At 54.3% G+C, this 25163-nt stretch carries 18 protein-coding genes and 2 pseudogenes; 6 read left to right on the plus strand and 14 right to left on the minus strand.

The genetic code is table 11. The features are described from left to right. Window positions 1-308 precede the first annotated feature (308 nt). The 6 genes and pseudogenes from HG15A2_RS20045 to HG15A2_RS20070 form a co-directional block, all read right to left on the minus strand. Window positions 309-1982 (minus strand): FAD-dependent oxidoreductase, encoded by a 1674-nt coding sequence (locus HG15A2_RS20045; protein WP_145062654.1) that lies wholly within the window; start codon window positions 1980-1982, stop codon window positions 309-311. A 247-nt stretch (window positions 1983-2229) separates the two neighbouring features. After that, window positions 2230-3360, minus strand: coding sequence for an NAD-dependent dihydropyrimidine dehydrogenase subunit PreA (gene preA, locus HG15A2_RS20050; RefSeq protein WP_145062656.1), 1131 nt, complete (start codon window positions 3358-3360; stop codon window positions 2230-2232). Window positions 3361-3409: 49 nt separating this feature from the next. After that, window positions 3410-3870 (minus strand): annotated as a pseudogene (locus tag HG15A2_RS25215) (GxxExxY protein). Continuing rightward, window positions 3851-5197, minus strand: a complete 1347-nt coding sequence (locus HG15A2_RS20060) for an aspartate aminotransferase family protein (protein WP_145062658.1) — start codon at window positions 5195-5197, stop codon at window positions 3851-3853. Before HG15A2_RS20060 ends, HG15A2_RS25215 begins: the two are co-directional and overlap by 20 nt. Window positions 5198-5309: 112 nt before the next feature. Beyond that, complete coding sequence (locus tag HG15A2_RS20065; protein ID WP_145062660.1) at window positions 5310-6917, minus strand: uracil-xanthine permease family protein; 1608 nt, start codon at window positions 6915-6917, stop codon at window positions 5310-5312. A 350-nt stretch (window positions 6918-7267) separates the two neighbouring features. Beyond that, a complete protein-coding gene (locus tag HG15A2_RS20070; RefSeq protein WP_145062662.1) occupies window positions 7268-8140 on the minus strand; it encodes a nitrilase-related carbon-nitrogen hydrolase in 873 nt (290 codons plus the stop codon). A 292-nt stretch (window positions 8141-8432) separates the two neighbouring features. Here HG15A2_RS20070 and HG15A2_RS20075 point away from each other — a divergent pair, with 292 nt between their 5' ends. From HG15A2_RS20075 to HG15A2_RS24275, 3 genes are all read left to right on the plus strand, one after another. Next, window positions 8433-9947, plus strand: a complete 1515-nt coding sequence (locus HG15A2_RS20075; RefSeq protein WP_145062664.1) for a CoA-acylating methylmalonate-semialdehyde dehydrogenase — start codon at window positions 8433-8435, stop codon at window positions 9945-9947. 316 nt (window positions 9948-10263) lie between these two features. Further along, a complete protein-coding gene (locus tag HG15A2_RS20080) occupies window positions 10264-10758 on the plus strand; it encodes a DUF6717 family protein (protein ID WP_246117803.1) in 495 nt (164 codons plus the stop codon). A 46-nt stretch (window positions 10759-10804) separates the two neighbouring features. After that, a complete protein-coding gene (locus tag HG15A2_RS24275) occupies window positions 10805-10951 on the plus strand; it encodes a hypothetical protein (protein WP_218932130.1) in 147 nt (48 codons plus the stop codon). Here HG15A2_RS24275 and HG15A2_RS25220 read toward each other — a convergent pair. After that, a complete protein-coding gene (locus HG15A2_RS25220) occupies window positions 10901-11101 on the minus strand; it encodes a PEP-CTERM sorting domain-containing protein (protein WP_391483904.1) in 201 nt (66 codons plus the stop codon). The genes HG15A2_RS24275 and HG15A2_RS25220 overlap by 51 nt on opposite strands. 113 nt (window positions 11102-11214) lie before the next feature. Continuing rightward, on the minus strand, window positions 11215-12135 hold the full coding sequence (locus HG15A2_RS20085; protein WP_218932131.1) for a DUF6250 domain-containing protein: 921 nt from the start codon (window positions 12133-12135) through the stop codon (window positions 11215-11217). A 688-nt stretch (window positions 12136-12823) separates the two neighbouring features. On the opposite strand from HG15A2_RS20085, the pseudogene HG15A2_RS20090 reads away from it, so the two are divergent. Continuing rightward, window positions 12824-13417, plus strand: a pseudogene (locus HG15A2_RS20090) (substrate-binding domain-containing protein); the annotation flags it as partial. Window positions 13418-13746: 329 nt separating this feature from the next. Here the strand turns inward: HG15A2_RS20090 and HG15A2_RS20095 are convergent. The 3 genes from HG15A2_RS20095 to fucU form a co-directional block, all read right to left on the minus strand. Continuing rightward, a complete protein-coding gene (locus HG15A2_RS20095; protein ID WP_246117804.1) occupies window positions 13747-14529 on the minus strand; it encodes a class II aldolase/adducin family protein in 783 nt (260 codons plus the stop codon). A gap of 115 nt (window positions 14530-14644) precedes the next feature. Continuing rightward, window positions 14645-16417, minus strand: a complete 1773-nt coding sequence (locus tag HG15A2_RS20100) for an L-fucose isomerase (protein WP_145062669.1) — start codon at window positions 16415-16417, stop codon at window positions 14645-14647. Window positions 16418-16506: 89 nt separating this feature from the next. Then, window positions 16507-16938: an L-fucose mutarotase gene (gene fucU / locus HG15A2_RS20105; protein ID WP_145062671.1), complete on the minus strand. Its 432-nt coding sequence runs from the start codon at window positions 16936-16938 to the stop codon at window positions 16507-16509. 241 nt (window positions 16939-17179) lie between these two features. On the opposite strand from fucU, the gene HG15A2_RS20110 reads away from it, so the two are divergent. Then, a complete protein-coding gene (locus HG15A2_RS20110) occupies window positions 17180-18958 on the plus strand; it encodes an arylsulfatase (protein ID WP_145062673.1) in 1779 nt (592 codons plus the stop codon). An 82-nt stretch (window positions 18959-19040) separates the two neighbouring features. After that, complete coding sequence (locus HG15A2_RS20115; RefSeq protein ID WP_145062675.1) at window positions 19041-20213, plus strand: alginate lyase family protein; 1173 nt, start codon at window positions 19041-19043, stop codon at window positions 20211-20213. A gap of 75 nt (window positions 20214-20288) precedes the next feature. Here the strand turns inward: HG15A2_RS20115 and HG15A2_RS20120 are convergent, their stop codons facing one another. The 3 genes from HG15A2_RS20120 to HG15A2_RS20130 all read right to left on the minus strand — a co-directional run bounded on the left by HG15A2_RS20120 (window position 20289) and on the right by HG15A2_RS20130 (window position 25134). Then, entirely contained in the window at window positions 20289-22046 is a 1758-nt protein-coding gene (locus HG15A2_RS20120; RefSeq protein WP_145062677.1) for an alpha-L-fucosidase, read from the minus strand. Between the two features lie 101 nt (window positions 22047-22147). Next, window positions 22148-23647: a sulfatase gene (locus HG15A2_RS20125; RefSeq protein WP_145062680.1), complete on the minus strand. Its 1500-nt coding sequence runs from the start codon at window positions 23645-23647 to the stop codon at window positions 22148-22150. Window positions 23648-23658: 11 nt separating this feature from the next. Then, a complete protein-coding gene (locus HG15A2_RS20130) occupies window positions 23659-25134 on the minus strand; it encodes a sulfatase family protein (RefSeq protein ID WP_145062684.1) in 1476 nt (491 codons plus the stop codon). Window positions 25135-25163: the final 29 nt, after the last annotated feature.

A 25163-nucleotide genomic window follows, 5' to 3' on the forward strand; every position in this document is an offset into this window, starting at 1 on the left:
AACCAGCAGCTTGACCCGAACGCGCGAGAACTAGAAGATGTGTTTAGCGGAACGCACACGCTGAGACTGCTCAAAAAGCTGAGCTGTCGCATCGTCAGTGAAGTTAAAGACCTTCCCCGGAACTGTGGTCCGCGGCACGGACACTGACATAGTCCCGAGAATTCGTGCCGACTCAAATTGACACCACCCACTGGTGTCACGTTTGATTGGTCAACGTTTCCAACTAGGGTGAGTGATCACCGACGCTGGAATCGTAGCTCGCCAATCGTCGAAGCTGAGTTGTGGTGATGACGAATCACGCACAGCTGCTATTTAGGCTTCGAAGGGCGTTCTAGCACTTGGCCGTCAGCTAGCAATTGATGGCGTAGTTTGGCGTAGGGTATGTCTTGAACGGAAACTTGGTGATCAATCGCCAATGAGGCAGCGGTCGCAGCGCTCTGTCCGAGCACCATGAAAACAGGCTCCATGCGGATGGATCCGAACGCGATGTGCGAACTGGAGAGACACACTGGGACCATTAGATTAGTGCATTCTTCCTTTTTGGGGACGAGCGAACCGTAAGCGATCTGGTAAGGCTGCCTTGGAGGGACGCCGATGTCTCCTTCGTTTTGGACGTACCCATTCGGTTTGATGTAACGCTGTACATTGTGCGAGTCCATCGTATACGACCCCATCCCAATGGGACTCGGCGGCTGACGTTTGCCCTGCACATCGTTTTCTGTGGTCACGTACTCGCCGATCATGCGTCGTGCTTCGCGAACGTAGATCTGATGAGGCCAGTTGCCATTGTCAATGAACTCGTCTTTCGCCAAGCCCCACGCATTCATGCGGTCTTGAAGTTCTTTTGGCACTCTTGGATCGGTACAGATGAAGTAGAGCAGACCCTGCTGGTAAGTCTCGTGTTCCTTGATAATTTCGCTCCTGCGCTCGTAGCTGGCTTCGGGATAGTCCCAGTTCATTCCAATATTGTCAAAACTGAACGGCCCGTGGTTGTTGGTGTCGGTCTTTCGGTTCGGGATCAGGTCGAATTTCTTAAAGACGTACATCGGATCGAGACCCGCCTCAAAGATGCGCAGTAGCAGCTCGTACTGGGCAGGATCGTAACCTTCGGGCTTCGGGAACGGGACGCGGTTTTCCGGATGATCGGTCAGACACATGCGGAAACAGTAGGCCTGCACGCGCTTGTCACCCTCTCCTTTCTTGCCTGGATCTGCCGTAGAAACTTTGGGCAATACGCCGCTATTGGGATCTCCTGGAGTTTTATAGGGCGATACCTGGAGTTCGCCGAAATGATGCTGGTGGTGTAGGACCCCCACCTGAATGCCGTTCCAACTCTCATCGTAAACACGGTTTGCCTCTCGGCCGACGTGATAACTTGCACCTGCCGCTGCCATTAAATCCCCTTCATAGGTAGCGTCGATGAAGACCTTGCCCTGAATGGTTTTATCGCTGAGAGTTGTTATCGAAGTGATGTGGCCATCCTCCTTCTTGACTCCATTCTCTCGATCTAGCCATTCGTCCCTGTAGACAGGGATTTCGTATTCGGCGACTAGGTCCTCGAATACTTGTTCCGCAATATGTGGTTCAAAGATCCACATGCTGCGGTCTTTACTATCGGAAGGCGGCATGACACGCCCCCGAAAGCTGTAGTCAGACCTGTCCTGCCATTTCCATGTTTCTGGCTTGTCGTAGTAGTTAAAAATCCGTTCGTAGAACTCTCGGGAGAGTCCCCCGATGACGGATTTATTTCCTGAGTCGGTCCAGCCAAGTCCTCCGGATGAGAGTCCCCCCAGATGCTTGTCGGGTGAGATAATCACCACAGACTTGTCCAACTTCTTTGCTTGCACCGCTGCAATGACCGCAGCTGAAGTTCCTCCATAGATGACAATGTCGGCCTCCAGCGTCTTGGGAGTGGTCTGGGCCTCGGCGAAATTGGCAAACGCAAGCAGTAAGGCTGCCAATATTGCGATTGAGTTTTTCATGATTGTAACGTGAAAGAGAGTAAATCGGTTCATCTAATGCTGCTCAAGCTGTGCTCCAGCTTGACGGAGGGGGCAGGCATCTGCCCATAATCCAATAACTTTTGTCGTAGTTTAGTATAAGGCACGTCCTGCACGGCTTGGTGTTCATTGCAAACAACGCGTGAGCGCCCTTGAGAATCCTGGCCGAACCGCGAGTTGCTTGATCCGGCCTCTAATCTCTCTACCCATAACGCCATAAAGGCTCTACTCAGCCCCGCGCCAACGCGTCGCTCTGCTCGACAAAGTCGTCGCCATCCCACTCGGCGTCTTCCTTGATCATCTTCTCTTTCTCATGGGCTGCCTTCTTCGCAGCTCGCGCCTCGGCTTGGCGTTTCACAAGATCCGCATGGGTCGTGAAGAACTGCAAGCTGTGTCCTTTGAAGTCTTCGAGCGTTTCAAACTTGTGCTTCTCCATGAAGGCGAGCAGTTGGTCCTTCATCTCTGCCACGCAGCGGTAGCCCATCTTCATGACACCGGTGCAAACTTGCACCGTGTCGGCACCCAGCAGAATAAACTGTGCCGCATCGTTGCCCGTTTCTACGCCACCAATGCCTGAGAGCGTGCGACCGGGGAATTCCTTGTCGATGCACGTGGAGATTTCCATGCACATGCGAAGTGCAATCGGCATGACTGCCTGGCAAGAATAACCACCCGGGGTCGTGTACCCCTCGACGCTTGGCTCTGGGCGAAGCGTTTCCAGGTCCACCCCCACAACGCTGCGAATCGTATTGATCGCCGCCACACCTTGGCAGCCAGCTTTTAGAGCGGCCCGCGTGGGGTCTTCGATGTGCGTTACGTTCGGAGTGAGCTTTGCCCAGACCGGCTTCTTAGCGACTTCCATCACCCAGCCGCACACTTCTTCGAGGATGTCCGCGTTCTCGCCCATCGCCGCGCCCATACGCCGCTCTGGTAAACCGTGTGGGCAGCTCATATTCAACTCAAACGAATCGACCCCCGCCTCTTCGCAGCGTCCCACGATCTCTTGCCAAGCGTCCTTGTTGTACTCCTCCATGATCGAAGCGATGAGCACGCCCTCAGGATACTTATCCTTGATCTGCTTGAACTCATCAATCCAAGTGTCGAACGAACGGTCGGAAATTAGCTCGATGTTCTCCCAGCCATAAATTTCGTTCGATTCACGACTGCGCAATCGCACATACCGCGGCTGCACATTGACTACCTTCTCAGCATCAAGGCTGACGGTCTTACAGATGACCGCGCCCCAACCTTCATCAAATGCCTTGCCAATCACGTTCGCATTCGTCCCGGGAGGGCCCGAACCGATGACGAAAGGATTAGGAAGTTTCAGACCATCGACGGTAGTTTCTAGAGTAGGCATGGTGATTGACCGGATTACGGGATTTTCGGGATTGACTGGATTTTCTTAACTACCGAGCTGGGAGGGACTTCAGGTCGCGAACCTCCCTGCGAACATTCACACCTGTTGACCCAAAGTTGATGAGGAGCCCTACTTCTTTACTAGTGGCTACTAAGTAGTTTACCAACTGCACTTCGTGAGACTGACTCAATGCTTCTGCGGCTTTTAACTCAAGGATGAGCTGATTGTTGACAATGATATCTGCGTAGAAATAACCAACCGTGTGCCCTCGGTAAATAACATCTAACTTCACCTGTGGGATCGCTTGCAGTCCTACTTCGCGAAGCTCGATGAGCAATGCGTTTCATAGACTGACTCGAGAAATCCCGCACCTAGAGAATTGTACACCTTATAAGCACAGCCAATCACCTTCTCTGCCAGATCACCGTGCTGCATCAATTTGAACCCCTTCCAAGCGATCCTGTTAATCCCGCACGATCCGGCAATCCGGTCATTCCCCAAGCACTTCATCCAACATCGCTAGCAAATAATTAGCATCGTCCTTAGTAATACACATCGGCGGTTTGATTCGCAGCGTGTTTCCATAGAGCCCGCCTTTGCCGAGCAGCACGCCGCGCTGTTTCATTGCTTCCATCACGTCGGACGCTTCGGTGTTGGCCGGTTCTTTCGTTTTGCGGTCGCGCACGAGCTCCACGCCGAGCATGAGCCCCATGCCGCGCACGTCGCCGATGATGTCGTGTTTTTCTTGCAGCGCGAGGAAGCCGTCCTTCAGGTGGTTGCCGACTTCGAGCGCATTCTGTTGAATGCCGTCCTCCTCGATCACTTCGAGAGTCGCCAAGCCTTGTGTCATACTAATCGGATTGCCGCCGTAGGTATTGAAGTGAATCTTGTTGGTCATCACTTCGGAGATTTCCTCGGTCGTTGTAAACGCGCCCAACGGGATGCCGTTGCCAATTCCTTTGGCCATGGTGATCGCATCGGGTACGACATCGTAATTCTGGTGCGACCAGAAATGCTTACCGGTACGTCCAAAACCGCCCTGCACTTCGTCGGCAATGCAAATCCCGCCGTGCTGGCGTACGATGTCGTAGACGATCTGGAAGTATTCCTTCGGCGGCACAACCGCGCCTCCAACGCCTTGGATCGGCTCGCCAATAAAACACGCCACCTCGCCAGAGGTTTGGTACTCGATTACTTCCTTCACGTCGTGTGCGCATTTTAGATCGCAGCTCGGGTACTCTAAGCCATATGGACAGCGATAGCAGTAGCCTGCGTGCGTGTGAACAATACCCGGGGCGTTGTTCGATTTAAACTTCCACGAACCGTGCGCTGTGAGCCCCATCGTGGTCGCGGTACCCCCATGATACCCGTTGCGCAAGCCGATGACCTGCGTGTTGCCGGTATGCTCGCGTGCGGAAAGAATCGCCACCTCGTTGGCTTCGCTGCCACTGTTAGTGAAGTAGGAGCGAGTGAGTCCGTCGGGCATTTTCTCCGCGAGTTTCTCCGCGAATTGCGCAATCGTCGGGTGCAAGTAAATAGTCGTGGTGTGCTGTAGCTTGCCTGTCTGCTCTTTCACCTTCTCGACGATCTTCGGATGGCAATGCCCCACGCTGACCGTCACAATACCCGCGAATGCATCCAGATAGCGCGTTCCTTGGTCGTCCCACACGTACTGCATATGCCCTTCGACGACCATCATCGGCTCACGATAGTACGTAATAACCCCCGGCGACACGTACTGCTTGCGCAGTGCAATCACTTCATCACGCGAAAGGCCGTCGTAAGGCGTGGGCTGGTGGTCGATGATGGGGAGTTGCATTTGTGCTTTCGTTGTCATTTGTGTCACTCGCTATCTTCAACTAAAAGATTTAGCCACAAAGTGCACGAAGGACACAAAGAAGAACTGCTTCTAGTTCTTAGTGGAGGGACTTTGTGCTCTTTGTGGTTCACTAGTTAGTAGGTTCAATATCAACATCACCCGCTTCAGGTACCAGTATACCCGGTCCCGTATCACTAAGTCCCCTCTCTTCCTTGGTGCCTGGCACAAGGTTATCCAATAGGATGCCCAGGATCGCAGCCACTGCCATTCCAGTGGAGCCAATCGCAATCGCTACGCCGTAGAGACCGTTCCCAAAAGCGTTGGCACCCCCATCTTCTCCCGATCCGCCCACATTGGCAAGCCAAGCGAGGTCGGCCTTACCTGTGCCAAAATCAAAGTAAAACGGCACGCTTAATCCCATGAACAGCGCGAAGCCGCCGATGAACAAGTTGCGATCGCTGTTTAGATCGGCCTTGGCGAATTGTCGAACGCCCACCGCGGCAATGAGGCCAAACAACGCGCAATACAAACCGCCCACCACTGGCTTAGGAATTGCTGAGGCCAGTGCGCCAAATTTGCCGAACAGTCCCAGCAAGATCAGTACCACGGCTCCGATTTGCACGACGTAGCGACTACCCACTTTAGTCAGTCCTACGAGCCCGATGTTCTCTGAATAGCTGGTACTACTGAACCCACCCAGCACCCCGGTGAGCGAGCACCCAACGCCTTCAAACCCAATACCTCGCGAGATTTCCTTTGGGGTAGGATCGCCACCGCCGGCCATGTTTTTACAAGCATGGTAATCGCCGAACGATTCGATCATCGATGCCAAGTACCCAGCCAGCACTGCCACCACTGCGCTGGTCGCCAGCTTAGGAAAGCCCCACGGGAAGAAAACTGTCGTCGTGCGGAACCAGTCGGAACGGCTAACAGCAGAAGTATCAATATAGGCAGCGTTGCCCGGTTGAAAAATTCCCTGACTCGTCAGCACAGCACATACACTCACGCTAATACCAATGGCCGAGAGCATGGGAAAAAGTTGGAAGAAGCGGACTTGCTTGGAAAGCACGAGCGAAAACAGCACGATTAAAAACATCGTCAGCAACGATATCGGCCAGTGCGTCGCCGCTACTGGTGCACCGAACTGATAGAGCGCCAATCCAATCAACATGATCACCGGCCCGATCACTACGGGGGAGAGCATCCGGCGCACGTACCCCATGAGACCCGTGAAGCCAACAATCGCCTCCAAGATGCCGCCGAAGATGATCGCTCCGGCGATGGTTTGCATGCCCGAGGAACCGGCGGCCTGCCACTGATCGACAATCGCGGTTATGTCTTCGTCGGATGCACTGCCAGCGGCTACGCTACTCCAATCAAGTCCTGCCTGCTGGTGTACGTCGGCAATGATCGCGAAGAACGCTGCTAAGAACGAGAACGAAACACCCTGGATAATTGGCAATCGCGAACCAAATGTAGACTGCAAGAGTGTCGCCACGCCGCTACACAACATGACGCTCGAAATGAGTAGCGCCGTGTTGGTGAGTTGCATCTCAGTGAGCTGCGTCGTTAACTCCGCCGAAAGCCCCTCTGGCATTGGCCACAACACGGGACCAAAAATCAATGGCACCGCGACAGTCGACCCAAACATTGTCAGTACATGCTGCAACCCCAACACCACCGACCGAGCAAAAGGCGGCTTGTCGTCGAGGCCATAAATGATAGTGCGTTCTAGCATAGGCAGATGATAGACAGGATTAACAGGATGAGTCTTGTAGGCCGAAACAAGCAACGCACAGTTACGGCATGGATACCACAATGATTTGAACCACAGAGGTCACGGAGGAACATAGAGAAACATTTGTTAAGCGAAGTTTATTCTTGATGCTGCGAGCTTAGATACTGCTACGGTCAAGCGATTTTCATCAAATTTTCGGTCCAGTCTCAATGCTGAGCATTGCATTAGAGTTTTCGTCGCGCTAATCACGCAGGGCGGCAGCAAGGTTAGAAAAGAACTCCGTGTTCCTCCGTGATCTCTGTGGTTCAATAACACTGTGGCCACTCTAGCCAGAACGGCCTGCAAACAGATCACGGCGCAACAATCGCGCCGTACGTTTCCGGCCGGCGATCGCGGAAAAACTGCCATGTGTTGCGCACTTCACGGATCATGTCGAAGTCCATATCGGCAATCACGATGTCGTCCTCGTCACGCTTATCACTCTGCTGGACGTACTGCCCGCGCGGATCGACGAAGTAGCTTTGCCCGTAGAATTCACCGATGCGCCAAGGCTCTTCCCAGCCGGGTCGATTAATCGCGCCGACGAAGTACTGATTCGCCACGGCATGCGCAGGCTGTTCGATCTTCCACAAGTACTCGCTCAACCCGGCTACCGTGGCCGAGGGGTTGAAGACGATCTCCGCGCCGTTCAGTCCCAGGCAACGCGCACCATCCGGGAAGTGGCGATCGTAACAAATGTAAACGCCCACTTTGCCGACGCGCGTTTCAAACACGGGGTAACCCATATTGCCCGGGCGGAAGTAAAATTTCTCAAAGAACCCCGGGTTGCAGTGTGGGATGTGAATCTTACGAAACTTGCCCAGGTACTCACCATCCGCATCGATTACCGCAGCAGAGTTGTAGTACACGCCGGTGATGTCCTCTTCATACATGGGCACCACGAGCACCATCTCGTGCTTTTTAGCAAGCTCCTGCATGAGCTTCGTGGTCGGCCCATCCGGTAGGCGCTCCGTCAGATCGTACCACTTGACCTCTTGCTCCGCACAAAAGTACGGCCCGTAGAACAGCTCTTGCAGGCAACAAACTTGCGCCCCTTGGTCGGCCGCTTGGGCGATCATGTCGACATGCTTATCGATCATCGCCTGTTTGATTTTTTGCACCGGCGAAGTAGCCGGCTCACAGAGGGTTGCCTGAATTAACGCGCCGCGAACTATACGTGCCATTGCTGATGCTTTCATTGAAATGATTGGTCGGAAACGACTAGCGCGTAGACTAGTTGCGCAAGCTGATGGGCTTCCGCATCATAGCGTTTTCGCTTCGTAATCTCCACCAGTTATTATTATTGGACAGGCCCGTCAATCTCTTTGGACAGGATTAACGTGATCACCCTGCGGCAGAAACAAAACTTGCGGAAACTACTCATCCGGGAGGCTATTACCCCTGAGTTTTGCTACGATAGGATTGCCCCGATATTGAATCCGGTGACTTGTTACCACTAACAGAAAGCACTCTTCCATGACTGCCACCGCCACCCAAACGCCCTTTGTGCCTGTGCTGTCCGGCAGCAGTTGGCAAACCGTCGAGACAGAAAACTTTACCGAAGTTTTCAATCCATCGACCGGTGAGGTTATCGCCCGTACGCCTCACTTGAGCGCGGAACAAACCAACGACGTCGTCGCTGCCGCCAAAGCCGCCCTGCCCGCTTGGCGCGAAACGCCAGTCGTCGAGCGAGCCCGCGTGATGTTCCGCTATCGCGCGCTCATGGAACAGCATTTCGAAGAGCTCGCCGCACTGGTCACACGCGAGCATGGCAAGACGCTCGCCGAAGCGCGTGCCGAGGTGAATCGCGGAGTGGAAATGGTCGAGTTCGCCGCGGGCTTGCCGAGCCTGATGATGGGCGAAACGCTACCTAATATCGCGCGCAGTGTTGATGCGGAAGCGGTCAAGCACCCAGTCGGCGTGTGTGTGGGCATCACACCTTACAACTTTCCGAACATGGTCCCGCTGTGGATGTTCCCCGTAGCAATCACCTGCGGCAACACGTTTATCTTGAAGCCGTCAGAGAAAGTACCGCTGTCAGCCGTTCGCTTGGCTGAGCTGCTCCTTGAAGCCGGCTTGCCTGAAGGTGTGATGAACGTCGCGCACGGCGATCGTGTTTGTGCTGAGACATTACTCACCCATCCCGATGTGGCGGCCATTTCGTTCGTTGGCTCCACCCCAATTGCCAAAGCGATCTACGAAACCGGCACCAAGCACGGCAAACGTGTTCAGGCGGCCGGCGGAGCGAAGAATCATCTAATTGTCATGCCGGATGCCGATCAGGAACAAACCGTCAAAGCGCTCTCCGCCAGTGCGTTCGGCTGTGCCGGACAACGCTGCATGGCGGGTAGCCTGACGGTTGCCGTCGGCGAAGCGGGCGATGCCGTCGTGCCCAAACTGGTCGACTATGCCGGTGCGATGCGCGTCGGCCCGAGCGACGGTAATGAAAACGTGGATATGGGCCCCGTAATCCGCAACGACCACCGCGAACGGGTCGCCAGCTACCTGGACATTGCCTCCGGCGAGGGCGCGACCGTCGCACTAGACGGCCGCCGTGATTTTTCTGGCGACGGCTTTCTCATTGGCCCCAGCGTGGTCGATCACGTGGCTCCCACGATGCGTGTCGCCAAGGAAGAAGTCTTCGGCCCGCTGCTATCGGTGGTGCGCGTGAACACACTCGAAGAAGCGCTCGCACTAGGCGACGACTGCGAGTTCGGCAACGGAGCGGTCATCTTCACGCGCAGCGGCTACGCGGCCCGGCAGTTCAAACAACACTTCAACGCCGGCATGATCGGCATTAACGTCGGTGTACCGGCCCCGATGGCCTGGTTCCCGTTCACCGGCTGGAACCGCTCGTTCTTCGGCGACCTACACATCCAGGGCACTGAAAGCATCCAGTTCTACACACGCCAAAAAGTGACGCTCACCCGCTGGCCGCAAGAGGGCGAGTCGCACCACGACCCGGTGTGGAAGAGTGGTTCGGGGTCGTAGGGTCCGCTGTGCGGACCATCAATTTGGAGTGACTTGAGTACGAGTCTGTCAGCAATTTGGCATTTCCAGTTGGCTCCCCTTAGGTCGCCCTTTTCGAGTCTAGTGGTCCGCACAGCGGACCCTACTTACCGTCGGCGTAGCTCGGCGGCTACGGCCACTATGGAGCAGTTTGTTGCTCAAAGCCAGAGTGAGTGACCGAAATTGGTTGAAGCCATTTTGACTTTGAGAAGTTTGCTTTGGTAGAATGTGTAGGAGTTGTGTTAAATTGCAATCCCACTAGCAAGACGCCTTTTTCAATTCATCGGAAATGAGAGCCATGACCGACGAAAGCACCCTGCCGCGAAGCACTCCAAGAATCCGCGTAGGCCGCATTTCGCTCATTGCCGTTGGGCTTTTTCTATTGGCGGGGTCTATCGCTTGGCACTATCGACTGCTGCCGGGGTCGTATCCGAGCGCTCGCGAGAATGCCATTATGGTCATCGCTCCCTATCGACATGAGGGCACTTGGGTATTCGACGATGATTCCACAGGTCTTGTCAAGGAACCGTTTCTGGCAGGTGTACCAGAAATGATCGACGTTCTCGTAGAAGACATCCCCGACGCAGACGAGGGCTTCCGACTACTGTTCAGTGCAAAGCCTTTTCCAGGTCACCAGGAAAAGCTGACTTGGCTTCGTGGCGACTCCGAAGGCAACTTCTACGCCATTGATGATCCACCGATGGAGGGATGGATTTGTCCGGCCATGTTCAAGTACTACTCGAAAGCACCGAAGAATCTCTATGTAAAGGCTGAGTGTATCCAGGAGCGATAAGGGCAAGTCAGCCACGACATCACGAGGCGGCGTCTGGTAAAACGTAATGCCCCACCCAGCAGCCAAGTCTAACACCTCGCCTGCCGTATCCAAAACCTGTCAGCAGCCGCCGAGTGCCAAGGAGGACATTCGCTACATTTTTTCAAGCCCGACGACGACCGGCACCAAGGGAACACATCACGACAAGAGCTAGAATTATGCTGGTAGGCTCAGGCACCCGGGTAATCAGTACCGCGAACACCTCGCCACTCGCAGAGGAAAGCCCCGTGGGGTTACCAAACACGTGCGGCGCATTCGCAATCAGTCCCCCATAGATGTAGCCCACCTGCGTGGTGCCGCCCACTGAGGGTATTTCGCAACGACCCAACGCCGCTGAGTGACGTCACGGCACTTCTTGTGGTAGTAGCTACCTTGCCAGTGCCTAGTTCGCTCATGCTGCTTCTATCTGGGAGCTCGCTATTCAGCAGGCGTGTTCGATGAATTGCCCGGCTCCAGCGAATATACCTTAAAATTTGTATAGATATGGTGAGTGCCAACCATGCGAAATCCGAAGTAGCCCTCCCGGTAAACCGGAAAGCGATCCGAGTCATACACGGCGTCTCGCACAACTCGCTGGCCTTCACTATCGCGTCCCTCGATCAGAATCCTGTCGCGGCGACCGATTTGATAGATCAGCTTGCCATCAACGATGTATTGAATCACGTCGTCGTAGGCCACCAGTTGAACAGTCATCACTTCGTCCGGAGTTATCAGATAGGCTGGCTTACCGTCTTTGTCGTTCAACATAAGATGCTCGGCTGGCTCTCCATCCAATGCACGCGGATATCGCCGCATCCGGGTTGTCTGGTTTCGACGCCCCCCGGTACTAGCGTAATAGCAGTGCATCTTGTCGTAGCTCCCAAAATCTCCGGTGTACCGCGACGAATCGAATAGCCCTTGTATTGGATCTGCTGGGTCGGTTGCCATCCAGAAATTATTAATGTCGCTCGGCTGGACTCCTTCGATCGCCGGTTCATGTGTGGGACAAAGCACATTATAAGTGATCGTCATTCGCGTTGGGAATTTCTTCTTGTACCAGATCGTGCATCCACGTCCCGGAGTTAAGCAATCCAACGAACGGTCTCGCGCCACAACTCGTGCCGAATCAAACCCCGACCGCCGCTGAATCTGAACTACCCAGTTGTCAAGGCTCTCGAAGTTATCCTGCTCAAGCAGCGGCCCAACAGTGAACAGTCCTGCGCCATGGCCGAGCACTAGCGGACTTCCGCCGGAAGCTGGCTGGCTCTGGCCGGTCTGCGCCTGATCTGCAGTCGGTTGGGCAAGCGCATCAGAATATAAAATGGCAAGCACAAGCAGACCTGATAGAGTCGCGTTCATTCTCATTGCTAGAATACCTCCCTGAGTCACCTGTCACAGTCACTCTTGATTTCGCGTGGATGTCGAACTGCTACGATGTCGTGGTCACCGAGGAAGGGACCACACGATGCTGGCAGCTTGCAAGAAGTCAATACTTGGCTGTTCTAGCTATCCTTTAGCCGCCAGGCAACCATTGGCGGCGACTATCGAACGGATGATGGAAGTTCCTGTAAGCGGAGAACATTACGGCACTAGCGCCGGTGAACACACCCGTTAGAGGTAGGCGACACTCCGAGCTTGGATTGGGTCCGGGCTGTTTTCCGACGAGCAATCTGGGTGTAGGGATTATTATCACTGTCATGAAACACGTAGTGATAGACTTTCTCAAGCAGAATTCCTAGCAAAGCTATTTCCATTCTGGAAGCGTGATCGTCTATTGAGAGTCACTCTGGTACAATGTCGCGTGAAAAGTTCCCATTCGTAAACTCTTCTATTCGAGATCTGCAATACGCGAAACTTCCGGAAAATACGCCGGCGTGGCGTGAAATCAGTGGTCGCTATCCTAGCGGTTGTTTTCGTCGTGGCAGGAATTAATGCGTGGCTGAGTCTTTCCCCCACAGAACCACCAGCCCGTGAGCCGGGAGTGGTCCTCTTTCGCTACAATTTAAATAGTGTCAGCACAGAGTTGCGTGAATAAGGATTCCTTAATACGCTCTCCGCAGAATTCCCAGAGATTAAGGTCCTTGATTCCAAACAGTACCTGGGGGCCTCGCGCGAAAACTTTACGCAACGCGCGAAGCTGCTAATGGAAAGATGTGGGGACGCGCTCCAAGGTGTCTTCTGTGTCAACGAGCCCAACTCCGACAGCATGCTGCAAGTCTTCGAAGAGTTCAAGCTTTCTGGGAAGGTTCCATTTATTGCATGTGACTCGAATGTCCCGCTAGCAGAGGCTTTGAAGAACAACAAGATTTCTGGCATCGTGCTGCAAGACCCTGTGGGGATGGGATACAGCGCAGTGAAAACGATGATTGACCACCTCGATGATAAAGAGATCGCTCTGAAAATCAGCACGGGCCAAACGATGGCAACCCCTGAGAATGTGGATTCCGATGAGATCCGCAGCCTCCTGTACCCGGAACGGTTCAGCGGCACAGAATTCGAGCCAGAGAAAGCACGCTACACCATCGCAGTCGTTGCCAAGGAACATACCCATGAGTATTGGCAGTTCGTTCACGCCGGAGCGGAGAAAGCTGCGCGCGAGGCAGGCGATATCAAGATTCGCTTCGAAGCGACCGTACGGTAGTGTCCGTCAACCTGCGCACATTCATTTTAGGCTTTGCTCTTGCTGGTAGGTCCTCCCCAGCATCACAGGCGGCGAGTACATCTCGTCGAAACTCTTTCGAATACGCTTGCATCGATTCACCTCCTAGCTGAAGTGAACCTAGCTTAGCTAACTTGCCTAGGGAGCGTTAGAGCTAGTCAAAGAACGCACCCATGCTAATCGTAAATACTCAAAGTTCGACTGTGGCACAAAGAGACAGCCTTGCGTCTTTCAAGGAAATGGCTTGCGACGAGTGCTTTTCAGTGGGTCGACTAGCGCCACTAACGATCGCATGGCAGCATCTTCTGTAATTAGTTTGTTTCGAGCATTCGCTGTCGATAATGTTCGTCAGACCTTGCACCGATGCGTTCCACCTGTTCAACGGGCATAAAGATGGGGCCACCTGCGGTCGTAGCACCCACAAATACTCGTGCTGCTTTCTCTGCCATCATAAGTGCTGCCTCTACTTGTTTCGCGCTACCACCGATCGCAATCAGGCCGTGGTTTTCTAACAAGATCGTCTTAGGAATGCAGCCAGTCCGGTCCCTAAAGGCTTCGACTTCTTGCGCAATGCAACGGGCCAAGGTTAGCCCAGGATCGACGTAGGGAATGAGCACCGACTCTTGTCCGCAGTAAACAATCTGATCGGGGAAGAGACGACGCTTGGCATAATCTTCAGCTCGCGGAGAACACAGTAGTTGATTCACGCAAATCGGATGTGTATGGCCCACAAAATGAATGCCTGGAAGTTCCAATAGCCAGGAGTGAAATAATGTCTCCACGGAAGGCTTGAGGGCATCAGGGTTTGCCCGGCTTTCCAGCAATAAGGATTCTACGCCTTCATCACCGGTATCCGCGCCGTCCAGCGACTTCAGGATTACTTGCGAGTTAACCTCTACCAGTTGGTCTGTTGTTAAGGTGCCAAGTTGCGTACCGCTTGCTTTTATCAGCAACCTATCGGCATCTAATTGTCCTGAGACATTGCCCTCACCCAGTATTGCCATCTCCTCGAACTGCGCAACTTGGTGCGCCATTTCGATGAGGTCCTGCTGGATCGAAGCTAGATGTTTCTCGGCATCTTGTTGGCTATTCACTTCATGCACCTTTCATTGGTCCGCTGAGCAGAACTAAATCCTACGAGCCACACCTTTATGCTGCTCACTAGACCAAGCTATCAACAGAATATACATACTTGCTCACTGTGACGGTTCACCCGAAGAGTGGCCCATAATTGCGACAGGCACGGAAGTCGGCCCCTTCAGGGTCTGCTGTGCCGAAGGCGTTCCATGAGCTTGGACGGAAGATATTCTCATCCGACACATTGTGCATGTAAACCGGGATACGTAGCATCGCTGCCAGGGAGATCATGTCGGCGCCAATGTGGCCGTAGCTCATCACGCAGTGGTTTGCACCCCAGTTGTTCATGACATTGTAAGCGTCACGAAAAGCTCCCTTGCCAGTAATCCGCGGGGCGAACCAGGTGGTGGGCCATGTCGGGTTGGTGCGTTGATCCAGGATGTCGTGCGCTTCGTCAGGGAGTTCCACGGTGACTCCCTCGGCAAGTTGTAGCGCAGGACCAAGGCCCTGGACAAGGTTCAAGCGGGCGATCGTGGCCGGCATTCCACCCTTCGTGCGATAGCGAGTCGACCAACCGCCTCCAGGAAAATACTCGGTAATTGATGGATGCCAAGTGGTCGCTTGCAAGCAGGCTTGCTCCTCCTCGTCGGTGATTTGCCACCAAGGCTTTATTGCCGGCTCCCCATCGACTTGCTGTTCACCCGTTCCATCGAGAGCTGCTGGTCCTGAGTTAATCAAGTGCAGCAGGCCACTGGCGGCGTCGCCCTCCAGCTTGTGGCCGGTCGTCCGCTGAACTGCATCAGGACTCCAGTAGGTGCGTAGATCTGCAAAAATTTGGGCCGTGTTCGTTAGCAAATGTCCGAAGAGCATCGTAACAGCATTGAGCGCGTCATTCTCAGTGGCCACCATGTAAGGGCAGCGGCGACCATTCCAATCGAACGAGGTGTTGAGGATCGCCTCCATGAAGTCACCGTTGGGGTAGGTGTCTGTCCATTGACGCTGCCCCTGAAAACCGGCGGCAATCGCATGGTGTCCTTGCGCTTCTTCATGAAATCCCATCTCCGCTAGGCGCGGATTGCCTACCATGAGGTCTCGCGTAGCGAGGGCCATCTTCACGCTGGTTTCCCACTCCTTATCGAGCTTATCGCGACTCCGCTTCTTATCGTCCGAATTGGCATCGAATCCTTCCGTGCAATTTTCCTTGACCCACGTCATGGCACGTTGATATTCGTCTTGGTCAAAAATCCCATCACGTTCTCGACGGGCAACTTCCGTCATGTCGACCACCTCAACACGCATGCCAAGGTATTGCTCAAAGAAGGCAGAATCGACGACCGACCCAGCAATGCCCATCGAAGTGCCACCAATGGAGAGGTAAGACTTACCCCGCAGTTGGGAGACCGCTAGCCCAGCACGAGCGAAGCGAAGAATCTTCATCGCAACATCATCCGGTATGGAGCTATCGCCTGCATCTTGCACGTCACGACCGTAAATTCCAAAAGCCGGTAGGCCTTTTTGGGTATGACCGGCGAGTACCGCCGCCAGATAGACCGCCCCTGGGCGCTCGGTGCCGTTGAACCCCCAGACGGCTTTGGGCCGGAGCGGGTTCATATCCATCGTTTCTGAGCCGTAACACCAGCAGGGAGTCACGGTGAGCGAAACATCGACACGTTCGCGTAAGAAATGCTCCTCAGCCGCAGCGGCTTCCGCGACACCTCCGATGCACGTGTCGTGTACGACACACTCTACCGGCGATCCGTCGGTTAGAAAAAGCTTGCTGGAAATCAGCTCGGCTACGGCATGGGCTTGCCCCATGGTCTGGGCTTCCAGCGACTCACGTACGCCACCCATTCGACCATCAATTGTTGGGCGGATTCCGATCTTTGGAGTGCTATGCTGCGGCATTGGGGGGTGTTTCCTCAGGGAGTAGTTGTACTAAAAAAGTTCTCATGGAATTCCATGGCTGTTCAAGACGCCACTGATTGGCGCTCGGGTCACAACGGGGTGACGCCTTTCTTCAGAAGAATATTACCGTACTTACAAGTCTCGCCGGTCATCACTACGGCAAATGCCTTCCGAGCGCGGTCGTAGAACGCAGAACGTTCAACTCGAGCAATTTCTGCGACCTCAGGATTGTGACGATCGACAACCGATCGATACGCGATTTCGACTGCCGCGTCGATTTGGTCGCCATCTACGGCAGCCATCATTACGAGTGGTGCATCAGCGTAAGTGTCGAGTTCAAACAAAGGTAGAATCGCGTCTATGAGATCAGGAATCCTAATGCCATCGGCACGCAGTACGTTGGTATTCGTCGAGTGCCCAGGAAAATGGGCATCAGCGAGAACAATCTCATCTCCGTGACCCATTCGGCAGAGACAAGCCAATAACTCAGGCGATAAGATTGGTGAGATACCCTTAAGCATAACGTTTCTCAGCTCATTTATACATGATTCTAAATCGTAACAAAACCATAGGCGTCGATGACACTATGCGATAGCCCACCACAACGGACAGCCTAAATGATTGCCTCCTGCCGTGGCTAGGCGGTCAAGAAATCGGGGGTATTTGCGAACTTTCTTCGATAAACTACGGCATATGTTACGGATAACTCAATATAAACAGGGAAAACCCGATGGCCCTGAGAGCATCGGAATGGAAAATATCATGACTCACAAACTTAGTGTTTGGCTCGTCCTACTGCTTCTCGCAGTTTCGCCGGCGGCACATGCTGCTCAGCGTCCCAATGTGATGCTCGTGATTACTGACGATCAAGGGTACGGAGACCTCGGTTGCCACGGCAACCCGGTACTGAAGACACCGAATATCGACTCGTTGTACGCCCAGAGCGCCCGGTTCACTGATTTCCATGTAAGTCCGACTTGTTCGCCGACGCGTGGAGCGCTGATGAGCGGACACTACTCCAATCGCGCTGGCACTTGGCACACCATCATGGGGCGGTCGATCTTGTTCGAGGGTGAGACAACCCTGGGGGAGGCATTCTCCTCGGGAGGTTACGCGACCGGCATGTTCGGCAAATGGCACATTGGGGACAACTACCCTTATCGACCGGAGGACCGCGGCTTCGGCACGGTCGTGCGACACGGTGGCGGCGGAATTGGGCAGACTCCCGACGTGTGGGACAACGCCTACTTCGACGACTCATACTTCTGCAACGGCCAGATCGAGAAACGCCACGGTTACTGCACCGATGTGTTCTTCGACGAAACTAAGAAGTTCATCCAAGGAGCCGTTGCCGAGGGAAAGCCGTTCTTTGCTTACCTGTCGACGAATGCCCCGCACGGTCCGATGCTTTGTCCCGAGGAGTTTTCGGCACCGTACCGAGAGCAAGTCGGGGAGAAGCAAGCAGTGTTTTTCGGCATGATCGCCAACATCGACAAGAATGTGGGTGAGCTCCGCGCTTGGTTGAAAAACGAAGGGTTGGCAGAGAACACCATCTTTATCTTCATGACAGACAACGGCACCGCAGCCGGCGCGAGGATTCATAACGCTGGCATGCGAGGTGGCAAGGGCAGCCAGTTTGAGGGGGGGCACCGCGTGCCGCTGTTCATTCATTGGCCCGAAGGAGGCATTGATAAACCCGTTGATATTGACCGACTCAGCGCCCATATCGACGTACTACCAACGCTCCAGGAACTCTGCGGACTACCCGAGCAAGAAGACTATGAAATCGATGGCGTTTCGCTCATGCCCCTGTTGAAAGACCCGCAAGCCGATTGGCCAGATCGGGTGATTGTCACTGATTCGCAACGGGTACTCGACCCCAAGAAATGGAAGAATTGCAGTACAATGACCCAGCGGTGGCGGTTGGTGAACGGCAAAGGTCTGTACGAGATCGCGAAAGACCCCGGACAGAAACACGACGTCTCCAAAGAGCATCCACAAGTCGTTGAAAAGCTGCGAGCCGCCTATGAAGACTGGTGGCAAAGCCTCCAGCCGGCCTTGGCCCGCCATGCGGAAATCGTCCTCGGCAACCCGGAAGAGAATCCCAGTCGACTAACCTGTCACGACTGGTTGACGGATGACGGCGGGCACTCGCCGTGGAACCAAGCGACCATTCGAGCTGGCCAAAGTACCGTTGGCGACTGGGCGGTACGCGTCGAGCAGGCGGGCAAATACCGCATCACTCTCCGGCGTTGGCCAGCAGAAGCCGCCACGCCCTTGACTGATGCTCTGCCAGCTGGCTCGACTGTGCCCGGCATGGAGGCGTTTCGCGAAACGCCCGGCAAAGCATTGAAGATCCGATCAGCGGGCATTCAAATCGGTGACGTCAAACTCCAGCGACCTGCCGCATCGGATGCTGAGTCTGTAGAGTTTGAGGCAAAATTGCCCGAAGGTTCAGAACGTCTGCGGTGCTACTTCGAGCTAGCCGACGGAAGTACTATCGGGGCATACTACGCTGACGTAGAGCTGCTTAGCAATTAGCATAAGAGAAAGCCCAATTGCCCATGGGATCGGCCCATGGAACCGATTGACCAGTTCCTCGCTAGTAGGTCAGGATGCGGAGATGATGCAAGAGCCCAATCGTGTAGACTTCATACTAGCTGCGACGCTGTTCTTCCTTTCGGGATTGCAGCCAGAACTTCGCGCCGAGGAACCCACGTCTGCTAAGGCGACCAGTTTTGTGCATCCGGGCATCGCGCACACACTACCTAGTATCGCGTTTGTAAAGCGCAAACTAGCAGCCGGCGAGCAACCTTGGACAGAGGCTTGGGAGCAACTCGAAGAGTCTCGCTATGTCCGTAGACGCAGGCAGCCTCAACCGCGAGCCCACGTCGCTCGGGGACCTTACGGGAATCCCGACCATGGCGCTTCCGAGTTTGTTCGTGATGGCACCACTGCTTACACGCTTGCCTTGAAATGGGTCATTACCGGTGAGGAAGACCATGCAGGTGAAGCGGCGCAGATATTAGATGCGTGGTCTCAAACTCTTGAAAAGGTCACCGACCATGATGCCGCGTTGCTGATTGGTATGTGTGGTCACCATTACTGCAATGCTGCCGAACTCATCAAACATACCTGGGATGGGTGGCCCAAAGAGGACCAAGCTCAATTTGAATCGATGTTGAGAGAAGTTTGGTACCCAATCATCAAAGATTTCTACCCGAGCGCTAATGGGAACTGGGATGGTTCCATACTTCAAACCATGTTGGCGATGGGAGTCTTTCTAGATGATCGGCCAATGTTCGACCGTGCTGTAAACTACTACCTGGAAGGCGAAGGAAACGGTGCCGTGCGGAACTATTTCAACGAGTTCGGCGAATGCCAAGAAAGTGGTCGCGATCAGGCTCACACTCAAATGGGCCTAGAGTATTTGGCAAATTCGTGTGAAACGGCTTGGAACCAAGGGATCGACCTGTACGGTGCGTATGATAACCGGTTGTTGAAGGGATTTGAGTACACAGCGAAGTTCAACCTTGGATTTGAGGTGCGCTACGAACCCTACAAGAGTTTCGAGGGGCGTTATTTTTATGAGTCAATCTCGGAGGAAGCTCGTGGTCGGCTTCGCCCCATGTACGAAAAAGTCTTGAATCACTATCAAAACCGCAAAGGCCTGGACGCGTCTTTCACCAAGAAAGCCGTCGCGAAGACTCGTCCTGAGTCTCGCGGACGATCAATCCTGCCTTGGGGCACACTCATGTTTGCCGATCAACCAGCTGAATTTCCAGTAGACAAGTAGTGGGCTTGCTAGTTTCACAACTTGCAGCCTTCCTCTCCACTCAATGATCGAGACAGCCGCTTCCATCGGTTCGAACTAGTCTGTTGGCGTTAGCGTGACGCGGTGCAAGTCAAAGCCTTCCCAGTCATTTTTGTTTGGCTTGAGCCCCAGAGTATAGATGCCGGCCTTGGGAATGGTAATCTCGCCAAGACTAATTGACCGAACGCCCTTTGCATCAGTCGCCAGGACCTCGATGGGTTTCTTAGTTTTGTTGAATTCAAGGGACAACTTACTCTTTCCCCCCCCCTCGATTTCAGCCATGACGTCATAGGTGCCTGCCTTGGCCGCGCGAAAATCCCACGACAACCACGATTTCACTTTGTTCCAATCAGTGATCTTCGCGCTATTTCCCTTCTCTTCCAAACGGGCGTGCGAGCGGATCGTGTTGTGGATGTCTGCCCAGACCGCGTCAAGCACGATGCTGCCATCGGGGAGCGTCCCCGGCAGGTGAGGCACTACGTTTAGCGGACCGGTAAACTTCAACTCGACCACACTTGCGATTGCGTCGGGAGCATTTTGAGGAACAGTCACTACTACATCGCCCTCAGTTGCCTTAGTTGAAAGCTCTGCACCCGTGGCCAGCAATCGCGCAGCTGTCACTTCGTTTCGGAGGCCGGGAATGACCAATTTCTGATCTGATGGCCAATCAAACACATGAATGTAAAGTGTTCCGCCATTTTCCGTGGTCTTCTTGGTACAGCGACCCCATTGCAACTTTGCAAAGGGGCTGGCGGTGGTTCCGTAAATGGCGGATCCATTGAGCTTCATCCAGTCTCCCAATTGTTGCAATCGCTGGATGCTCGGCTCGGGGATTTCTCCTTCTGCGGTAGGCCCGACGTTGAGGAGGTAGTTACCACCCTTACTCACAATGTCGATGAGGTTGCGAAGAATTACTTCCGTGGATTTCCAATTGTCGTCGTAACTCTTATAGCCCCAGGTGTCGTTCATTGTCATGCAGGTTTCCCAATCACGACCCTCGATACCTGTGGCAGGAATGTGCTGCTCGGGTGTCTCCGTGTCGCCCTTGTAACCGCCACCGAGACGGTTGTTCGTGATGAGTCCGGGGCGCAACGCGATCAGGTCGTGCAACGGCTTCGCACGCTCAGGCGTCATCAAGTGTGGCGTGTCCCACCACAGAATGTCTGGCTTGATGCGTGTCAGGATTTCGCGAGTCTGTGGCACGGCGATCTTCTTGAGGTATTCATCGAAGCTGCCCTTATGGGCATCGTCCCAACCGCCCCCTTCCTTGGAGCCAGCCTTCGCCCCGCCTGGATGTGTCCAATCCTGAGCCTGCGAATAATAAGTACCGAACTTCAATCCCCTGTGGCGTGCTGCTTCCGCCAAGGGCGTAATCAAATCCTTTTTATACGGCGTAGCATCTGCAATATCCCACTCCGTTGCGTCCGAAGGGAACAGCGCGAAACCGTCGTGATGTTTCGCGGTGATCACGATGTACTTCATGCCAGCGTTCTTGGCGAGTTCCGCCCAGGCTTCAGGATTGTACTTGACTGGGTTGAACCCCTTGGCATAGCCCTGGTATTCGGCGACGGGGATCTTTCCACGCTGCATGATCCACTCGCCGATACCCTCGATTTGCTTACCCTCGTAAACTCCAGCGGGCACAGCATAAAGACCCCAATGGATGAACATGCCAAACTTGGCGTCCCTCCACCACTCTAAGTGGTCGGAAGATTGCTTTGGTGAATCTCCTGATTCCGTTTTTTGGGCACTGGCGGGTAGAGCCGCAGTGGTCAAGAGAACTATTAGAAGTAGCGGGAGAATTGCTCGCTTCATGGTGTTTCCTTCTATTTCTATGTGACTAGAAAGTAAAATTCATAGGTACTTCGCGACCTATTGTACTTAACTGAGTGTGAACGAATTCCAATGGAAAGTCACTACTTGGAGCTAACGGGTAGTGCCCCTTGCCAACCGGCAAGCCATTGCTGGGTAAGTTCGTCTACCAGGGTTGCATGGGCCGGATCGTCGGCGATGTTGGTGTTCTCTTGCGGATCCGTTTGATGGTCGTAGAGTTCCACTGCGTCCACCTTGGTGTGATCTTTGCGATCGACCCAACGAGTGAAACGGTAGCGATTGGTACGCATTGAGTAGCCCATCAGTCTCTTGCCCTGGACGGTTCGCGGATACTGGCTGAAGGCAGCTGACTTCCAAGATCGTTTAGGGTTTTTGAGCAACGGTTTAACGCTTGTTCCCTCTAAATGCTCAGGCAAAGGAATATCTGCAAGCTCGGCCAATGTTGGATAGATGTCAACAAACTCGACCAAGGCGTCGGTCTTCTTGCCTCCGCCCTTCGTACCAGGGGCTGAGATGATCAGCGGCGCCCGAGCATCGTCCTCTACGTTGCTGTGCTTGCACCAGCGATTGTGCTCGCCTAACTTCCAACCATGATCGCCCCACAGAATGACAATGGTGTCCTCACGCAGATCTAGGGCGTCAAGCTCCTCAAGCACCCGACCGAGTTGGGCGTCCATGTAGCTTACTGCGGCATAGTAGCCGTGCTTCAGCTGCTTCGTGTAGTACTCCGGCAGGTCCTTCACGTCGGGCACGCCACTGTAATTCCACATCTCGTTCTTTTCAACGAGGGCGTAGCTCGGGGCATCGCTTGGTAAGAACGGGTTGGGCGCCGGAGGAATCTGCTCTGGATTGTAAAGATCCCAGTAGTGTTTTGGCACGCTGAACGGTAGATGGGGCTTGTGGAATCCGACGCCCAGAAAGAATGGCTTTCCGCTCGCCTTGAATTGTCGTAAGGCTGCGATTGCTTCATCAGCCAGCTTCCCTTCTCCGCCACCGTTGGGGGGATCGTCAGTCGCTCGGAAGGCTTGGCCACGATTCGTCTGGGTCAATCTGTTTGCCCATTCCCTGGGCACGTTGTTGTTGGTGGCTGCTAGGCTATTTTTGCGCCGGGTACGATTCTTGCGCGGTGTGGAAAAGGCTCCGGCAGCAACCGACCAGGATGGTGCGTCGCCTAAACCGCCATGGTAGATTTTCCCCAGACCGGCGCACTCGTAACCATGTTCCTTGAACAACTGCGGGAGGGTCACCACGAGAGGCAAGGCCTCGCGAAAGTGAGTCCGCAAGTCCCACACCCGGCTGGTGTCAGGTCGAGTTCCCGTCAGCACACTGGTCCGCGAAGGCGAACAGACCGCCTGCTGGCAATAGGCACGATTGAAGACTAGGCTCCGCTCGGCGAGTCGATCGATGTGAGGACTCTTGATCACCGTGTTGCCATAGCAACCAAGCTCCGGTCGGAGGTCATCAGCAATGAGAAACAGCACGTTGAGACGTTTCGGTGTCGCGGTAGCGGTGGTTTCTGCCAGGAGTCTAGCATTCCAATTCACCGACAGTACGACCAGCAAACCGAAAATGAGTTTGACCATAGTAGTCACCCCTAGTTGGTCTTCCTGGCGGACTTTTCGAGGACAATCTCGGCGTCGTTGGCTTGTTTCGGGCCCGGCGTGCTGCGACCGTCTACCACAAATTGTCTGAGCAGCTGTGTTAGTCGCTCAACCTCTTCTGGAAATTCCGCTTGTAGGTTCTTGGTTTCATCCAAATCGAGGGCGAGGTTGTAGAGTTGGGATGCAGGCAACGCCTTTGCTTCTCGGCTTCCGGGTTTCGGGGTACTCCAACCGCCAGAGCCCGGGCAGAGTGCAAGCTTCCAGTCTCCTTGCCGGATCGCGAAAGAGCCATTGATGGAGTGATGCACGATGGCATCACGTCCTGGCGACGACACTTTGCCTTTGCCGAGGAGCGCGGGCAGGAAGCTAACACTATCCTCTCCGGCGTCGGAAGGCAGCTTTGTTTCGAGCAGTTCAGCGCAGGTGGCCAGCAGGTCAGTCAGGCAGATAGTTTGTTCACTAAAGACGCCCGCCTTCACTTGGCCTGGCCAACGTGCAATGAAAGGAATCCGATGGCCGCCTTCAAAAATATCTGCCTTGGATCCCCGGAGGTCGGCGCTCGGGTAGTGCCCCTGCGCTTGAAGCTCGGGAATCTCGGCAGCCTTCGAGCAACCATTGTCGCTTGTGAAGATTACGAGTGTGTTTTTCGCGACGCCCGCCTGGTTGATCGCCCTAAGCACCTCACCCACCACCCCGTCGGTCTCCATGACAAAGTCGCCGTAGTCGCCAAGCTCACTCTTTCCTTGCCACTGCTTGCTCGGCACAATAGGCGTGTGCGGTGCGCTCAGCGGCAAGTAGAGAAAGAATGGCTGGCCTGTCTTACCTTGCTGGTCGATGAACTCGACCGCTTTTTTGGCCAACAAGGGCAGCATATCGACTGGCTCAATCATTTGCGTCACGCGATCATTCTCAAATAGCGATTTCATCATCCGCGCGTGATGAAAGCCGATGAACTCATCAAAGCCGCGCGTTATCGGCCCGTCGTGTGTGATCGCACCCAACGGTGCTCCAAGCAGTTCGCCTCGGTTCTTACGTTTACTGCCCCCCGACTCGTCGGCACCTTCAATCGTGAACCCCAAATGCCATTTTCCGATGCAAGACGTGCGATAGCCGTTTTGCTGCAACAGCGATGGTGCGGTTAGTCGCTTCACTGCAATCAAAGGTGTCGCATATCCAGAAAGCACACCCGCCTGCAAACGTGTCCGCCAGGCGTAGCGACCCGTGAGAATGCCGTAGCGTGTTGGCGTGCAGACCGATGAACCAGAGTGCGCATCGGTAAAGTGCATTCCCTGAGCTGCCAACTGATCGATGTGCGGTGTGGGGATTCTTCCGCGATCGCGATTCAAACACTGCACATCCCCATAACCAAGATCATCGGCCAGAATATAGACGATGTTCGGCTTGGTGGCTGCGAAAGCGGACGAAGAGACCAACAGGAAGCCGATTTGCAGAAGAATTTTCTTGTTCATAGATTGACCGACCGATACAAGAACGTGAG

Origin of the sequence: Adhaeretor mobilis (assembly GCF_007741515.1) — a bacterium.
Classification (GTDB): Bacteria; Planctomycetota; Planctomycetia; order Pirellulales; family Lacipirellulaceae; genus Adhaeretor; species Adhaeretor mobilis.

Coding starts and splice junctions, on each gene's coding strand:
- HG15A2_RS20045 (WP_145062654.1), bottom strand. CDS start 1,982: ATGAAAAACTCAATCGCAATATTGGCAGCCTTACTGCTTGCGTTTGCC.
- preA (WP_145062656.1), bottom strand. CDS start 3,360: ATGCCTACTCTAGAAACTACCGTCGATGGTCTGAAACTTCCTAATCCT.
- HG15A2_RS20060 (WP_145062658.1), bottom strand. CDS start 5,197: ATGACAACGAAAGCACAAATGCAACTCCCCATCATCGACCACCAGCCC.
- HG15A2_RS20065 (WP_145062660.1), bottom strand. CDS start 6,917: ATGCTAGAACGCACTATCATTTATGGCCTCGACGACAAGCCGCCTTTT.
- HG15A2_RS20070 (WP_145062662.1), bottom strand. CDS start 8,140: ATGGCACGTATAGTTCGCGGCGCGTTAATTCAGGCAACCCTCTGTGAG.
- HG15A2_RS20075 (WP_145062664.1), top strand. CDS start 8,433: ATGACTGCCACCGCCACCCAAACGCCCTTTGTGCCTGTGCTGTCCGGC.
- HG15A2_RS20080 (WP_246117803.1), top strand. CDS start 10,264: ATGACCGACGAAAGCACCCTGCCGCGAAGCACTCCAAGAATCCGCGTA.
- HG15A2_RS24275 (WP_218932130.1), top strand. CDS start 10,805: ATGCCCCACCCAGCAGCCAAGTCTAACACCTCGCCTGCCGTATCCAAA.
- HG15A2_RS20085 (WP_218932131.1), bottom strand. CDS start 12,135: ATGAACGCGACTCTATCAGGTCTGCTTGTGCTTGCCATTTTATATTCT.
- HG15A2_RS20100 (WP_145062669.1), bottom strand. CDS start 16,417: ATGCCGCAGCATAGCACTCCAAAGATCGGAATCCGCCCAACAATTGAT.
- fucU (WP_145062671.1), bottom strand. CDS start 16,938: ATGCTTAAGGGTATCTCACCAATCTTATCGCCTGAGTTATTGGCTTGT.
- HG15A2_RS20110 (WP_145062673.1), top strand. CDS start 17,180: ATGACTCACAAACTTAGTGTTTGGCTCGTCCTACTGCTTCTCGCAGTT.
- HG15A2_RS20115 (WP_145062675.1), top strand. CDS start 19,041: ATGATGCAAGAGCCCAATCGTGTAGACTTCATACTAGCTGCGACGCTG.
- HG15A2_RS20120 (WP_145062677.1), bottom strand. CDS start 22,046: ATGAAGCGAGCAATTCTCCCGCTACTTCTAATAGTTCTCTTGACCACT.
- HG15A2_RS20125 (WP_145062680.1), bottom strand. CDS start 23,647: ATGGTCAAACTCATTTTCGGTTTGCTGGTCGTACTGTCGGTGAATTGG.
- HG15A2_RS20130 (WP_145062684.1), bottom strand. CDS start 25,134: ATGAACAAGAAAATTCTTCTGCAAATCGGCTTCCTGTTGGTCTCTTCG.